The sequence below is a fragment of the Rhodococcus sp. P4_F5 genome (assembly GCF_056401315.1).
The window spans coordinates 1-13,763 of sequence record NZ_JBFUJP010000030.1 but is presented as its reverse complement, the minus strand read 5'-3'; the positions used below and the strand labels follow the sequence as shown (position 1 = coordinate 13,763).

General features: G+C 72.6%; 11 protein-coding genes and 1 pseudogene. 3 read left to right on the top strand and 9 right to left on the bottom strand.

Features of this window, described 5'->3' with window-relative positions; all coding sequences use genetic code 11:
- Positions 1-72: 72 nt before the first annotated feature.
- Together AC1DU4_RS13845 and pknB are read right to left on the bottom strand one after the other, a co-directional pair.
- Positions 73-966 (bottom strand): annotated as a pseudogene (locus AC1DU4_RS13845) (esterase/lipase family protein).
- Between the two features lie 125 nt (positions 967-1,091).
- Positions 1,092-3,143 carry a Stk1 family PASTA domain-containing Ser/Thr kinase gene (gene pknB / locus AC1DU4_RS13840; protein ID WP_477840695.1) on the bottom strand — a complete coding sequence of 684 codons (2,052 nt, stop codon included), beginning with the start codon at positions 3,141-3,143 and terminating at the stop codon, positions 1,092-1,094.
- Between the two features lie 151 nt (positions 3,144-3,294).
- Here pknB and AC1DU4_RS13835 point away from each other — a divergent pair, with 151 nt between their 5' ends.
- Positions 3,295-3,663, top strand: coding sequence for an Rv2175c family DNA-binding protein (locus AC1DU4_RS13835; protein WP_477840693.1), 369 nt, complete (start codon positions 3,295-3,297; stop codon positions 3,661-3,663).
- A gap of 41 nt (positions 3,664-3,704) precedes the next feature.
- Here the strand turns inward: AC1DU4_RS13835 and AC1DU4_RS13830 are convergent, their stop codons facing one another.
- The 4 genes from AC1DU4_RS13830 to AC1DU4_RS13815 form a co-directional block, all read right to left on the bottom strand.
- Complete coding sequence (locus AC1DU4_RS13830; protein WP_477840691.1) at positions 3,705-4,673, bottom strand: phytoene/squalene synthase family protein; 969 nt, start codon at positions 4,671-4,673, stop codon at positions 3,705-3,707.
- On the bottom strand, positions 4,670-6,271 hold the full coding sequence (locus AC1DU4_RS13825; protein ID WP_477840689.1) for an alpha-(1->6)-mannopyranosyltransferase A: 1,602 nt from the start codon (positions 6,269-6,271) through the stop codon (positions 4,670-4,672). The genes AC1DU4_RS13830 and AC1DU4_RS13825 overlap by 4 nt, the downstream gene beginning before the upstream one ends.
- Before the next feature lie 82 nt (positions 6,272-6,353).
- Positions 6,354-7,919: a phytoene desaturase family protein gene (gene crtI, locus AC1DU4_RS13820; RefSeq protein ID WP_477840687.1), complete on the bottom strand. Its 1,566-nt coding sequence runs from the start codon at positions 7,917-7,919 to the stop codon at positions 6,354-6,356.
- Entirely contained in the window at positions 7,919-9,037 is a 1,119-nt protein-coding gene (locus AC1DU4_RS13815) for a polyprenyl synthetase family protein (protein WP_477840765.1), read from the bottom strand. The genes crtI and AC1DU4_RS13815 overlap by 1 nt, the downstream gene beginning before the upstream one ends.
- Before the next feature lie 181 nt (positions 9,038-9,218).
- Here AC1DU4_RS13815 and metF point away from each other — a divergent pair, with 181 nt between their 5' ends.
- A complete protein-coding gene (metF, locus tag AC1DU4_RS13810) occupies positions 9,219-10,172 on the top strand; it encodes a methylenetetrahydrofolate reductase [NAD(P)H] (RefSeq protein WP_477840686.1) in 954 nt (317 codons plus the stop codon).
- 65 nt (positions 10,173-10,237) lie between these two features.
- On the opposite strand, the gene AC1DU4_RS13805 is transcribed toward metF, so the two are convergent.
- The 3 genes from AC1DU4_RS13805 to AC1DU4_RS13795 form a co-directional block, all read right to left on the bottom strand.
- Positions 10,238-10,906: an LppM family (lipo)protein gene (locus tag AC1DU4_RS13805; protein ID WP_083577480.1), complete on the bottom strand. Its 669-nt coding sequence runs from the start codon at positions 10,904-10,906 to the stop codon at positions 10,238-10,240.
- A 140-nt stretch (positions 10,907-11,046) separates the two neighbouring features.
- Positions 11,047-12,624 carry a phytoene desaturase family protein gene (locus AC1DU4_RS13800; RefSeq protein WP_477840684.1) on the bottom strand — a complete coding sequence of 526 codons (1,578 nt, stop codon included), beginning with the start codon at positions 12,622-12,624 and terminating at the stop codon, positions 11,047-11,049.
- 19 nt (positions 12,625-12,643) lie between these two features.
- Entirely contained in the window at positions 12,644-13,240 is a 597-nt protein-coding gene (locus AC1DU4_RS13795; protein WP_477840682.1) for a GNAT family N-acetyltransferase, read from the bottom strand.
- A gap of 304 nt (positions 13,241-13,544) precedes the next feature.
- Between AC1DU4_RS13795 and AC1DU4_RS13790 the strand changes: the two genes are divergently transcribed.
- Positions 13,545-13,763: SAV_6107 family HEPN domain-containing protein (locus tag AC1DU4_RS13790; RefSeq protein ID WP_477840681.1), on the top strand; the 219-nt coding region annotated here is incomplete at its 3' end.

Sequence of the window (13,763 nt, the reverse complement as noted above, 5' to 3'; positions counted from 1 at the left end):
GCCCAGGCCGGGCGCGACTCCGGCCTGGGCGGTGCGGTCGGGTGCGGCGTCAGCCCGTGACCGGTCGCGCGATCATGCGCACGGCACCTCGCGCGGATGCGCCGGGTCGAGGGCGTTGAGCACCAGGTACCCCGCGCGCTTGGAATCGGTGAGGGCGGTGTGGTCCGAGTCGTCCTTCTCGCAGCCGTCCTGGACGACGATGTTGGTGACGTCGTCGCCGGGTAGGCCGGGCAGCATGCCCTGAGTGAAGGGCACCACCTGCTCGTCGTGCCGCGTGCCGATGTTGGTGTACCTGATGCCCTCGACGTAGGGGGTTCCGCCGGCGTTGACCTTGTCCACCAGCTTGGATCCGGCGGCAAACTGGCCGCAGGCCTAGCAGATCGGGAAGGCGGTGTCCGGCAACCCGAACCGGTCGAACAGTCCCGGAAGTTTGTCTGCGCCAAGTGCTTTGGTGCCCAGCCAGAGGGGGGCCAGTGACACGTCGTTGGTGATCTTCGAGTGGCCACCGAGCACCTTCGCGTAGTAGCCCGTCGCGATCGTGCCCTGTGAATGCCCCACGATGTCCACCGTCGACGCGCCCGTAGCGGCGAGCACCCGATCGACGAAGGCACCGATCTCCTGCGCGCTGCCCTCGATCGGCCGCATCCCACCGACCGCCGAGATGGGCCACGGTCCGGGGATGGCGCCGTAGGTCAGGGCAAACACGCAGTACCCGGCGTTCTTGAGCATCGGAACGAATGCGCCCCAGGTGATCTGCGCTCCGCCCGTCGTACCGTGCACCAGCACCACCGGCCTCGGATGCTCCGCGGTGGGCCTGCAGCCGAAGTCGTTGGACCCGGGCAGCGAACCGCCCGGGCTCGACAGCTCCTGGGGGACGCCCACGAGGTCGTCGTACTTCTCGGGGAGCGGTTCGGCGTTCGCCACGACGGTCCCGGCCGACAACACCAACGCGATCAGCGTGAGCAGGAATACCGCGGAGCTCGAGGCCCGGAACAAGGACGCTCGCAACCAGGACGCTCGCAACACTGTGCCTCCGACTGTTGTACTGGGGCGCTGAACCTAGCAACTGTTGCGGTGGCGGGTGCGCGGAACTACGGGAGTGCGACCAGGTTCACGGTGGTGCCGGGCTTGACGCGTTCGCCGGGTCCGGGCTTTTGCGAGATGACCAGGGACCGATCGGTCTCGGTGACCTGCCGGATCTTGACCTTCAGTCCGAGCTGGGTCAGCTCGTCGCGGGCCGAGCCGACCGTCCGGCCCAGCATCGAGGGCACCTTGACCGCCGTGGAGACGGTCAGCGTCACGGCTGAGCCGGCGCCGACTTCGGTCCCCGAAGCGGGGTCGGTGCCGACGACGTCACCGGCGTCGACCCCCGCGTCGAACACCTCGCGGGTGTCCGTCACGGTGATGCCGAGGCCGTCCAACGCGGCCCGGGCCTCGTCCGCGGACTTGCCGCGGAGGTCGGGCAGATGCACCGGCGGCGAGCCCTTGCTGCGGACGAGTCGCACCTGCGAGCCGACGTCCAGGGCGGTGCCCGGGCGCGGGTCGAGGTCCGCGACCCCGCCGGACGGAACCTTGGTGCTGAACGCCTCGCCGCCCTCGGCGGGGACGAACGTGCGCTCGCGCAGGGCCTGCTCGATCCGCGACCTGTCGCCGCCGATCAGGTCGGGGACCGTCGGCCGGCCCAGCGAGACCTTCAGCGCGACGGTGCCGCCCCGGGCGACGCGTGACCCGGCGGCCGGGTCGGTGCCCAGCAGGGCGTCGACCGGCGCCGCGTTGTCGTACGTCCCGCGGATGTCGGTCTCGAGCCCGGCGGCCTGGATCGTGGAGGTGGCCGCGGCACGGTTGAGTCCGTCGACCGCGGGCACCGCCACGTAGCGCCCCGATCCCATCCACCAGCCGCCGACGCCGACCGCCACGGCGAGGGCCAGGATCACCGTCAGCCAGACCAGCATGGTGCGGCGGGACTTGCGGCGTTCCGCGGCGAAGTCCGGGAACTCGTACTGGGCCGAGTCGCGGCGCTGCTGCCGGGTCGCGGTGGTGGGCGGCTGGGAGCCCTGCTCGCTCACCGCGTCGTGGTAGCCGTCGTCGCGTGGTGTCGCGGTGGTGACCACCTTGGTGTGCTGCAGTCCGGTGTTGGCGGCGCCGCGCTGTGCCGGGACGGCGGTCGTCGCCGCGGCAGACCCGTTGACCTCGGTGGGTGCCGCCGCGTCGAGACGGGGCGCGACCGCGCCCGCCACCTGCATGGCGGCGCTGAGATGCTGCGCGGAGCGCCGGGGTGCGGGCACCCGGTACGCCGGCAGCTGCAGCTGGCCGCACACCGAGCGCAGCGCCGCCGACATCTCCGCGGCGTTGGTGAAACGCTCGTCCGGGTCACGGGCCGTGGCGTCGAGCACCAGCCGGTCGAACTCCTCGGGCACGCCGGGCACCACGGTCCCGGGCGCAGGCACGTCGGCGTTGATCCGCTGGTACGCGATCGAGAGCGAGGTGTCCCCGGTGAACGGCGTCTGCCCGGTGAGCATCTCGAACAGCAGCACGCCGGTGGCGTACACGTCGCTGCGGGCGTCGGAGTTTCCGCTGGTCACCTGCTCGGGGGAGAGGTAGGCGGCGGTGCCGAGGATCACGCTGCTGGACGTGGCGTTGGACCCGGCGACGGCGCGGACCAGGCCGAAGTCGGCGATCTTCACCTCGCCCGAATCGGAGATGAGGATGTTCTCCGGTTTGATGTCGCGGTGCACCAGCCCCGCCCGGTGCGCCACGGCCAGGCCGTCGAGCACGGGTCCGGTGACGGCCGCGGCGGCGTGCGGGGGCATCGGGCCACGCTCGCGGAGCAGTTCGCGCAGCGTGCCGCCGGCCACCAACTCCATCACCAGGAAGGCGTGCTCGCCGTCGACGCCCTGGTCGTACACCGCGACCAGGCCGGGATGGCTCAGCCGCGCGACGGCCCGCGCCTCGAACTCGAAACGGGCCACGAACTGCGGGTCGTTGGCGAACTTGGGATCCATCACCTTGATCGCCACCGGCCGGTCCAGGCGGGTGTCGATACCGCGGTAGACCATCGACATGCCGCCGCGCGCGATCGGGGCGTCCACCCGATAGCGCCGGTCCAACAGCATGCCGATCAGTCGCTGATCTCCTGGCCCCACCCGCGAGTACCCCATTTCACGTTGACAACGTCCGCATCGATCGTAGCCAGCGCCGCCCACGGGTGTCTGCGCCGTGCTCCGCGGTGGAGTTGTCCCCGGCCTGCACCTACCGCCTCCCGAGTGCCGGGCCCGACCCGATACCGTTACCGGTGTGAGTGCCATTCCTTATTGCGACGACGTCCTCGACCCGTCAGTCGACGTACTGCAGCTTCCCGACGTGTCGAAGATCCTCCGCGTCGCGGTGACCCGCGTGCACCAGATGCTCCGTGACGGCGAGCTGGTCGCGGTCCGCCGGAACGGCGTGATCGCGGTGCCGGCGGAGTTCTTCACCGAGACCGGCGAGGTGGTCCGCTTCCTGCCCGGCCTGCTGGTGGTGCTGCGCGACGGCAACTTCAGCGACGAGGAGATCCTGCGCTGGCTGTTCACCGAGGACGACTCCCTGTCGGGGACCCCGGTGTCGGTGCTGCACACCGACCACGCCCGCGAGATCGTCCGGCGCGCCCAGGCGATGGGGTTCTAGTCCCGCGCTAGCGTCTGGGCCGAGTACGTCCCGGCGACCGACTAGTCCCCGGCCCGCCCGCGCACGGCGGCCACGGCACTGTCGAGCAGTCGCGGCGCGACCAGCGCGAGTCGTCGCCGGCGGGGCACCACGGCCCGCCGGTCGAGGACCCGGAAGCCGCTCGTCTCGATCTCGCCGAGGATCGCCGAGTACAACTCGAAGGCCGCGACCATCCCGGGCCGGGCCCGCGGTTCGAGCATGGCCAGTCCCGGGCGGGCGCGACGGTAGAGGGCCCGGTTCACGCACACGAAGTGCGCGAGCGCGCGTTCGATCCGGGGGTCGGAGCGGCCGGTGTCGCGAGAGTGCCGCAGCAGGTCCGCGTCGACCCCGAACGCCGCCAGGTCCTCCGCGGGCAGGTACACCCGCCCGCGCGCCAGGTCCTCACCGACGTCGCGGATGAAGTTGGTGAGCTGGAACGCCTCGCCGAGCGCCGCGGCCGGGGGTTCGGCCTCCGCGCGCGGGGTGACGGTGCCGAGCACCGGCAGCATCTGCAACCCGATCGCGGCGGCGGAACCGTGCATGTACTCGCGTAGCTGCGCCATCGTGGCGTACTCGGCGCGGTAGCCGGGGGCGCCGGGCAGGTCCATTCGCATGGCGTCGAGGAAGGCGGTGAAGTGGTCGAGCGAGATCTCGTACCGGGTGATCGTGTCGGCGACCGCCACGACCACGGGCCGGACCCGCGCGGGCGTGGCACCGTCCCCGGCAGCGCCGTCGAGAGCACTCCTGTCGAGAGCACAGCGCAGTTCCGCCTCGATGCGGTCGAGTTCGGCCAGGCAGTCCGCGACCGGCCGGCCGGACACCGCGTCGACGTCCACCACGTCGTCGACGGTCCGGGCGAACCCGTACAGCGCGTGCACCGCCGGTCGGTCGCGGGCGGGCAGCAGCCGGGTCKCCAGGAAGTAGCTCTTGCCGTGTTCGGCCGCCAACTCCCGGCAGTGCAGGTAGGCGGCGTCGAGGGGGCCGGGGTTCACGGCGTCGCGGTCACCGCGGGAGTGTCCGGGGTGGCCTCGGCGTGCTGGCGCACCGACCGGAGCCGCAACGGGTCGACGGTCACCAGCGACTTGGCCGCGACCACCGCCGCGAAGGTCGCCAGCAGCACGTGCGGCAGCGTGTACAGGCCGATCGAGCCGTCCGGTTGGAACACCAGCATGAGCCACGTCGACAGGCCGACCAGCACCATCAGGGTGGTGGTGGACATGGCGAAGCCGGCGGCCACGGCGAGGGGCCACGAGTAGTACCAGGGCAGCGCGGCGGGGGAGAGCACCACGATGGCGACCAGGGCCACCAGGATGCCGAGCACGGCCTGCCGCGGGGTGGTGCGGAAACGCCACCAGACGTAGACCAGGATCCCGGCCAGCGCGACGGCGCACAGCGTGCGGGTCACCTCGAGCACCGGGGCCAGGGTCAGCCCGGTGAACCACGACGTGCCCACGGTGACCACGTGCGCCATGATCGTCGGCAGCGAGAGCCAGTTGATGATCTTCGCCGAGCCGGACAACGCCGTGAGCCAGCCGATCCCGACGCCTGCGATCAGCGAGGCCGCCGCGAAGACGCCCGCGAACACGGCAAACCCGGCGCCCGCGGTCCGGGCGAACAGCGCGACCGGCCCGGCGGGCTCGCGGCCCTCGGCCTTGGCGCGGTCGCGTTCGTGGATCATCCAGATCCACACCAGGAACGGCAACGCGATGCCGGCCATCGCCTTGACGGCGACGCCGACCGCGACCACCGCGATGCCGGCCACGTGGCGCTTGTCGAGGACCAGGGTGATGCCCGCGGTCATCAGGCCGACCATCAGCATCTCGTTGTGCACCCCGCCGATCAGGTGGATCAGCACCAGCGGATTGAGCACGGCCAGCCACAGCGCGATGGCCGGGTTGCCGCCGAGCTGGCGGGCCAGCCGCGGCAGCGCCCACATCGACAGCGCCAGGCCGGGCAGCATCGTCAGCCGCAGCAGCATGGTGCCCGCGACGACGTTGTCGCCGGTGATCGAGGTGATGCCCTGGCCGAGCAGCAGCGCGATCGGTCCGTAGGGCGCGGTGGTGGTGGTCCAGACGTTGCTGACGTTGTCGAGCAGCACCCCGGGATTGGCCACCGGTCCCACCGAGTAGGGGTCGAAACCGTCGCGCAGCAGCGCGCCCTGCGCCAGGTAGGAGTAGGCGTCGCGGCTGAACATCGGGACGGCCAGCAGCATCGGCGCGGTCCAGATCGGCACGATCACCAGCAGGTCGCGCACGCTCACCCGGCCGCCGAGGGTGCTGCGACCGAGCCGCACCCACGCGGCGATCATCAACAGCACGCCGATCCACACGATCGCCGTGGAGAGCACCAGCCCGTGGCCGAACCGCAGCCAGGACAGGTGCAGGGCCTCGAGCAGCGGGTCGCGGCGCCGGATGCTGCCGGAGCCGAAACCGCCGAAGGTGATCATCACGGCGCCCACGAGACCGAGGAGGGCCGCATGTCCGGCCTCGCTGCGGACGAACAACGCAGCTTCGCGGAGGCGCCCCGGGGGTGAGGCCGCGTCCGGGCTGTCGACCACGGTCCCGTCGGCAGTGGGAGTGCGAAGCGTCATCGGTGCGGATCTTCCCCCAAGGTTGCGCGCTGACTGACTCCCGGCCGACGGGACTCGCTCGGCGGAAGGCATGGACGGTGGCCTAGTCTAGTTGCTCAGCCGCCCGGCCCGGGAATGGGCCGGTGATGCGCTGTGCCGCGAGCTTGCCCGAGACCAGCACCGTCGGCACGCCGACGCCGGGCGTGGTCCCGCATCCGGCCAGCACCACGTTCGACGCGCCGGTGTCGAGGTTGCCGCGCCGGAACGGCCCGGTCTGGGCGAAGGTGTGTGCGGCGGCGAACGGAGAACCGGCCGACATCCCGCGGTCCGCCCAGGTCTGCGGGGTGTCGACGATGTCCACCCGGAAGTGCTCGGCGATGCCGACGTAGCCGCGTCGTTCGAGCACCCCGAGCAGTTCGCGCACGTACGGCCGCCCGAGCGCGGCCCAGTCCAGCGGTGCGCTGTCCAGGTTCGGGCACGGCGCCAGCACGGACAGCGGCTCGTGGTCCTGTCCGTCGCGGGTCAGTCGCAGGCCCGGGTCGGTGCAGGCGGGCCGGGTCAGCAGCAGCGAGGGGTCGCTCATCAGCCGGCCGCGACCGCGGCGCGCGGTGATCTCGGTGAAGGTGCGCTCCCAGGCGTCCCCGAAGTCGATGGTGTGGTGCCCGGAGCCGGCCCAGTGCCGCGACACCTCGACCGGGACCGTGCCGTGCGCGACGACCGCCGAGGGGGAGTGCCGCACCGGCCGACGCCTGCGGGAGCGCGGCGGCAGCAGTGCCCCGGCGCCGCCGAGGTCGGCGGTGAGCACCACCGCGTCGGCGTCGTGCCCGGCGCCGTCCGAGGTCAGCACGCGACGGGCCCGTCCGCCCGCGTACTCGATCCGGGTCACCTCGGCGCCGAGGTGCAGCCGGCCGCCGGCGGCGGTGAACGCGTCGGCCATCGACTCGGCGATCGCGCGCATCCCGCCGTCGGGGAAGTAGACGCCCATCGAGGTGTCCATGTGTGCGATGGCGCCGTAGATGCCGAGCGCCTTGGCCGGGCTGGTGCCGGCGTAGAGCGACTGGAAGGTGAAGATCCGCTGCAGCCGGGGGTCGTGGACCATCCGTGCCACCCGTGGCCCGAGCCGGCCGAAGGCGCCGAGGCGCACCAGCGTGGTCAGGTCGGTGAGTGCGGTCCGCGAGCCGGCGAGGTCGAGCGGGGAGTCGAAGTTGGCGTCGATGAAGGTGTCGAACTCGGCCCGGAACACCCGTTCCAGCCAGCCGCGCAGCCGTCGGTAGCGCTGCGCCTCGTCCGGGCCGAAGGCGCGAGTCACCTCGGCGGCCATCGCGGCGGGGTCGGAGTGCACGGCCAGCGTCGTCCCGTCCGCGAAGCGGGCGTGGTAGGCGGGTTCGAGCCGGCGCATCCGCAGCGGCGGGCTGACCGTGTCGGTGTCCTGCCCGACCGCGGCCAGCGCCTCGGTGACCAGTTCCGGCATGGTGAGAACCGTTGCCCCGCTGTCGATCTCGTATCCCGGTCCGGCGTAGGTGCCGACCCGGCCGCCGACGGTGGGGTCGCGTTCGAGCAGCGTCACCTCGCGGCCGGCGCCGAGCAGGTGCAGCCCGGCGGACAGCCCTGCGAGCCCACCGCCGACCACCACGACCCGGTCGGTGGGGCCGGGGACGCGGCGCGCCACTACGCGCTCCGGCGAGTCGCCGCGAGTGCCATCTCCCGCAGGCCGGCCTTGGCGGCCGGGACGGCGGAGCTGTCGTCGAGGGCCCGCAGCCCGCTGGCGGTGAGCTCGGCGATGCGGCGCTCCACCTCGTCGACGGCGCCGAGGTCGGTGATCAGGCCGCGCAGCCGCTCCACCTGGTCCTCTCCGAGATCGGCGCCGATGCTGCGGCGCAGCAGTTCGGCGGCCGCGGGGTCGGTGGCGTCGGCGCGCAGGAGCGCCTCCGCGAACAGCACGGTCCGCTTGCCCTCGCGCAGGTCGTCGCCGGACGGCTTGCCGGTGACGGCCGGGTCGCCGAACACGCCGAGCAGGTCGTCGCGCAGCTGGAACGCGATGCCGATGTCGGTGCCGAACTCCCGGTAGGCGTCGACCAGGTCGGCGTCGGCCCCGGCCAGCGCCGCGCCGAGGTGCAGCGGTCGTTCGATCGTGTACGCGGCGGTCTTGTAGCGGTTGATCCGCAGGGCCGCGGCCACCGACTCGTCGGCGGTGACCTCGGTGCTCACGTCCAGGTACTGGCCGCCGAGCACCTCGGTGCGCATGGCGGACCAGACGGGGCCGAGCCGGACCTGGCCGGCGGCGTCCACCCCGGACTCGCGGATCATGTCGTCGGCCCAGGACAGCGCGAGGTCGCCGAGCAGGATCGCGACCGACTCGCCGAACTTCGCCGGCTCGCCGGACCAGTCGCCGGCGCGGTGCTGGGCCGCGAACTCCACGTGCAGCGTCGGATGGCCGCGCCGGGTGCGCGAGGAGTCGATGATGTCGTCGTGCACCAGGGCGCAGGCCTGCACCAGTTCGAGTGCCGAGCACGCGCGCAGCACGGCCGCCGCGTCCGGGCCTGCGGGGTCGCCGCCCGCGCCGAGCCAGCCGGTCCACGCGAAGGCGGGCCGCACCCGCTTGCCGCCGCGCAGCACGAACGCCTCCAGCGCGGCCACCGCGGAGGTGAAGGTGCCGCCGACGGCGTCGGTGAGGGGCCGACGGGACACGAAGAACTCGCTCAGCGCGGCCTCGACGGCGGCGGGGATGGAGTCGGGGCGGGCGAGGTCAGGGATGTGGGCCTGGGGAGAGGCGGCTCCGGCGGACAGGGTGCGCTCCTGAGTAGAGGTCCGGGGCGGCGCCCCGGGGCGGTAGCTGCCGGGGGGATACGCCCACCGAACGTGCTCGTGACGCCCACCTTAGTGGTCGCCGCGCATTGTCTCGAACTGCCGCCACTATGCTTGGGCGGTGACATTTGATGCAGTCAGGGGGCGGTCCAGCGACGGTTGGGTGACGCGGACACCGTCGATCGTGGACCGGATCGGCTCCTCGTCGGGCCGGATCCCGTTCTCTGTGGAGTTCTCGCCGCCGCGCGATGCCGATGCCGAGGCGCGCCTGTGGCGTGCCGTCCGCACGTTCGAGGGGCTGGGGCCGGCATTCGTGTCGATGACCTACGGCGCGGGCGGGTCGACGCGGGACCGGACGGTGCGGATCACCGGCGACCTGGCCGAGCAGACCACCCTGTTGCCGGTCGCGCACCTGACCGCGGTGGGCCACAGCGTCGACGAGTTGCGGGCCATGGTCGGCGCGTACGCGGACCGCGGGATCAGCAACATCCTGGTGCTGCGCGGCGACCCGCCGGGCGATCCGCTCGGCGAGTGGCACAAGCATCCCGACGGCGTCGAGTACGCGGAGGAACTGGTCCGGCTGGTCCGCGACCTCGGCGACTTCCACGTCGGCGTGGCGTCGTTCCCGGAGGGGCACCACCGGGCGCCGGACCTCGACCACGACACCCGGTACCTGGTCTCGAAGCTGCGGGCCGGGGCCGAGTACTCGATCACCCAGATGTTCTTCGACGTCGACGACTACCTGCGGCTGCGGGACCGGGTCGCGCGCCTGGACCCCGAGCAGGGCGCGAAGCCGATCATCCCGGAGATCATGCCGATCACCTCGCTGCGGTCGGTCAAGCGGATGGTGGAACTCTCCGGGTCCCGGCTGCCGCGTTCCCTCGAGGAGCGGCTGGACCGGGCGGCGGGCAACGGGCCGGAGGAGGACCGGGCCGCGGTGCGGGAGATCGGCATCTCGGTGGCCACGGAGCTCGGCGAGCGGCTGATCGCGGAGGGTGCGCCGTGCCTGCACTTCATCACGCTGAACTTCGCGCGGGCCACCCGCGAGGTGCTCACCCGACTCGGGCTGGCATCGGCGTCTGCCGAGTCCCCGGTGGCATCCGCCGGCGCTCGCTGAACCGCTGAACTGCTGAACCGCTGACAGGCACGATCCCCGGCCGGGGCAACCGGCCGGGGGACGGGTCAGGCGCTGGTCTTGTCCTCGGCCCGGTCGTCCGAGAAGCGCGGCGAGCGGTCGCGCGCCAGGTAGCCCATCGCGCCGATGATCAGCGCCACGCCGAGCGTGACGCCGGCGACGATGCCGGCCCAGCCGGCGAATCCGCGGGTGCTCGGGTCGGCGTACCGAACCTCGGCCCGCATGGTGTTGACCTCGCCGGGCGTCAGCTTCCAGGTGACGATCGAATCGCCGTCGCGGGTTCCGTTGGTGGTCGCCACCCGAGCCGGGAACGCGATGCTGAACTGGATGTCGCTGCCGTCGGGCACGGCCTTGAGGTCGGCCTTGCCGTCGAGCGTCACGACATCACCCGCTCGCTGGAAGTTCAGCTGGAGCGCATTGCCGGTCCGGCTGGACATCGAGCCCAGCTGCTGGACCTCGCCGAAGGTGAGGTTGCTGAAGAACGCCTGGCTGCCGACGAAGCCGTCCTGGCGGTACTCCTGCACCCGGACCTTGCTCTCCAACGAGTCCGACGGGGTGAGTTGCGGTCCGACGTCCTTGCTGTCGGCGGGGACCGTCGCCACGACGATCTGCCCGGACACCCGGTCGTCGGGGGAGACTCCCATCGAAACCTGAACCCGCAGGCAACCGCTGAGAAGCGGGACGCAGATCAGTAGGAGTGCGGACACGGCGAACAGGCGTGCGCGGGACGGACGTCCGGCACGGGCGGGAGCGAGGGGCAACGACACAGCAGAGGGCAGCGGCACATCGACATGGTGCCAGCCCGCACCTTGGGTGTCAGGCGGTAGGTCCGCGCCGCGCCGCGCGAGTGGTGTGCTCACCGGCGTGCGAGCCTGCGCAACCGCCCGAATCGGGCGTCGGAGAGTGCGATCCGGGCGGCGCTGCGCCCACTCGACCCGGACACGCCGCCGCCGGGGTGAGTCGAGGCCCCGGTCAGGTACAGCCCGGTTGCGTCGGGCACCCGCTGGCCGGAGAGCTCGGGGAGTGGCCGCCACATGAACATCTGGTCCAGCGACATCTCCACATGCATCACGTTCCCGCCGATCAGTCCCATCTCGGACTCGAGGTCCGCGGGCGTCTGGACCAACCGGTGTCGCACCGAGCCGGTGAACCCCGGGGCCAGGCGGTCGATCTCGGCGACGATCCGGTCGCCCTCCGACTCCGCCAGGTCGGACCAGGCGCGGCCCCCGCTCAGCGCGTACGGGTGCCACTGCGACCACAGCGTCACCTGGTGCTCGCCGGCAGGCGACAGGCTCGGGTCGATCCCGCTGAAGCTCATCGCCAGCACCGCGGGGGTGGGCGGCAGCTCGCCGGCCAGCGCCGCGCCGTGGGCCAGTCGCAGCTGTGCGCGGTCGGAGACCAGCAGTTGCAGGCCGGAGGTGACGGCGGCGTCGTCGGGCGCGCTGGGGTACTGCGGCAGCGCGTCGGTGCCGAGCCGCAGCACCATGCCGATGCCGGGCCCCACCCGGATCCGGCGCCGCCAGTCCGCCAGCTGCGCGGGGTCGTGGCCGCCGCGCTCGAGCAGGTCCAGCGTCGCCAGGATGTGGCAGCCGGCGACGACCACCCGCGAACGCACCTCCCGGCCCTGTTCGGTGCGGGTGGTCCAGCCGTCGGGGCCGCGACGCAGCTCGGTCACCGCGTCGCCGAGGCGGACGGTGCCGCCGTCGGCGGTCAGCCGGGAGGCGAGGGCGCGGGTGAGTGCGCCGCTGCCGCCGACCGCCCGGCCCGGCGGCAGGGTGTGCATCAGGGCCGCGAAGCCGACCATCGGCGCGGTGCCGGGCTCGGACATCGGCGGCCCGGACTGGGCGCCGAACCAGGCGAGGGCGGCCTTGAGTCGCTCGTCGTCGAAGTAGTGGTCCAGGAGCGCGTCCCCGGACTGCAGGAACTCCCGGGAGAGTGCCGCGGCGCCGTCGCCGGTGTCGAGCCCCCAGAACGAGCGGGCCAACCGGCCACCGGTCGGCGGGGCAGAGAAGGCACGCATGACGCTGGCCGTCCGCGGACCCCAGGTCTCGACGAAGCGCCGGTACGCCCGGGCGTCGGTGGCCCCGCAGGCGGCGGCGATCGACGCGCAGGTGGCGTCGAGGTCGCGGTGGAAGACGATGCCGGGCAGCCCGGAGGCCGGGGGAGCGGGGGCGAAGGCCCAGGGGTCGCAGTCGAGGTACCGCAGCCCGTGGTCGGCGAGCTCGAGCTCCTCGATGATGCCGGTGTGCCGGATCATGATGTGCGCGGACGACCCGCGGTCCACCTGGTGGCCGGGGAACCGCTCGACCGTGGAGACCGCGCCGCCGAGCACGGTGTCGCGCTCGAGTACCTCGACGGACCACCCGGCCCGGGCCAGGTAGCACGCCGAGACGAGCGCATTGTGTCCGGAACCCACTACCACCGCGTCGATCATGTGGACAGGCTATCGCCGGTCACAGCGGAAGCCGGCGGCCCAGCACCGCGAACGGCCTGCTGTCGCCGGCGAAGGTGAAATGCCGCACCACGTCGGTGAATCCGAGTCGGCGGTAGAGCCGCCAGGCGCGGTTGTCCTCCCCGTGCACTTCGGGGGTGGACAGCAGGACGGTGGACTCGGGGCGGCCGTCGAGCAGCCGGCGCAGCAGCGCCTCGCCGGTGCGGTGGCCCTGGGCCAGTGGCGAGACGTGCAGCTCGGTGAGTTCGAAGTAGTCGTCGAGGATCGCGTGCACCTGTTCCTCGGTGGCCCCGGACCGGCGCAGTCCCTGGCGTACCTGTTGGTGCCACCACTGGTGCGGTCCGCCGCGGTAGCCGTAGGAGATGCCGACCAGGACGTCGCGGTCGGGGGAGGTCTCCTCGGGGAGCAGTGCGGCGACGCCACGCCAGCCGGGGCGCGCGGTGTGTTCGGTCCACATCGGCGCTCGGTGCCGTTCGGTGCCGTCCGGGTAGCCCATCGCCTTGATGTAGACGGCGAGGGCCTCGTCGAGACGGCTGCGCAGCTGCGGTGCGGACAGCTCGACGATGTGGGGGGTGGTGTTGGTGCCGACCGGACTCACCCTCTCTCTTGACGACATGTCGGTGGGTGCAGCTATATTGAATACGTCGAACGAGTGTTCGATGCCGACGATCCGGCGAAGCACGAGGGAAGCGGGCTTCGCCGGATCCCGGCCCCGAGGCCATATCCGGTGGTGACGGCGGTGCCGAACCCCTCCGGTGCGGCGCAGTGACGCGGGAGGTGTGCGGCAGATGGACGGTCGACGTGAGGCGGCCCGTGCCGGCGGTGTGCCAGGTCCAAGTTTCCCTGGTTCGAGTGTCCCCGTTCCCGAGGTTTCCGGCTCGACTGGCGCCGGTGCGGGTGGTGTGCCGGCGAGGGGCGGCGCGGCGAGCCTGCGCCCGCCGTCGCTCTCGCCGCAGGCGCGCACCCTGCTGGACCGGGCGGACGGCCTGCTGGCCGAGGCGGCGGGCGCCCGCGACGCCGCGGACCGGTTCCGCACGGCGTACCTGGCCGCGCTGCGGGGCGCGGCGGCGGCGCTCGGTGGCCGGCGGGACGACGCGGTTCGGCGCCGACCGGGCTCGCGT

Coding starts and splice junctions, on each gene's coding strand:
- AC1DU4_RS13825 (WP_477840689.1), bottom strand. CDS start 6,271: ATGACGCTTCGCACTCCCACTGCCGACGGGACCGTGGTCGACAGCCCG.
- AC1DU4_RS13800 (WP_477840684.1), bottom strand. CDS start 12,624: ATGATCGACGCGGTGGTAGTGGGTTCCGGACACAATGCGCTCGTCTCG.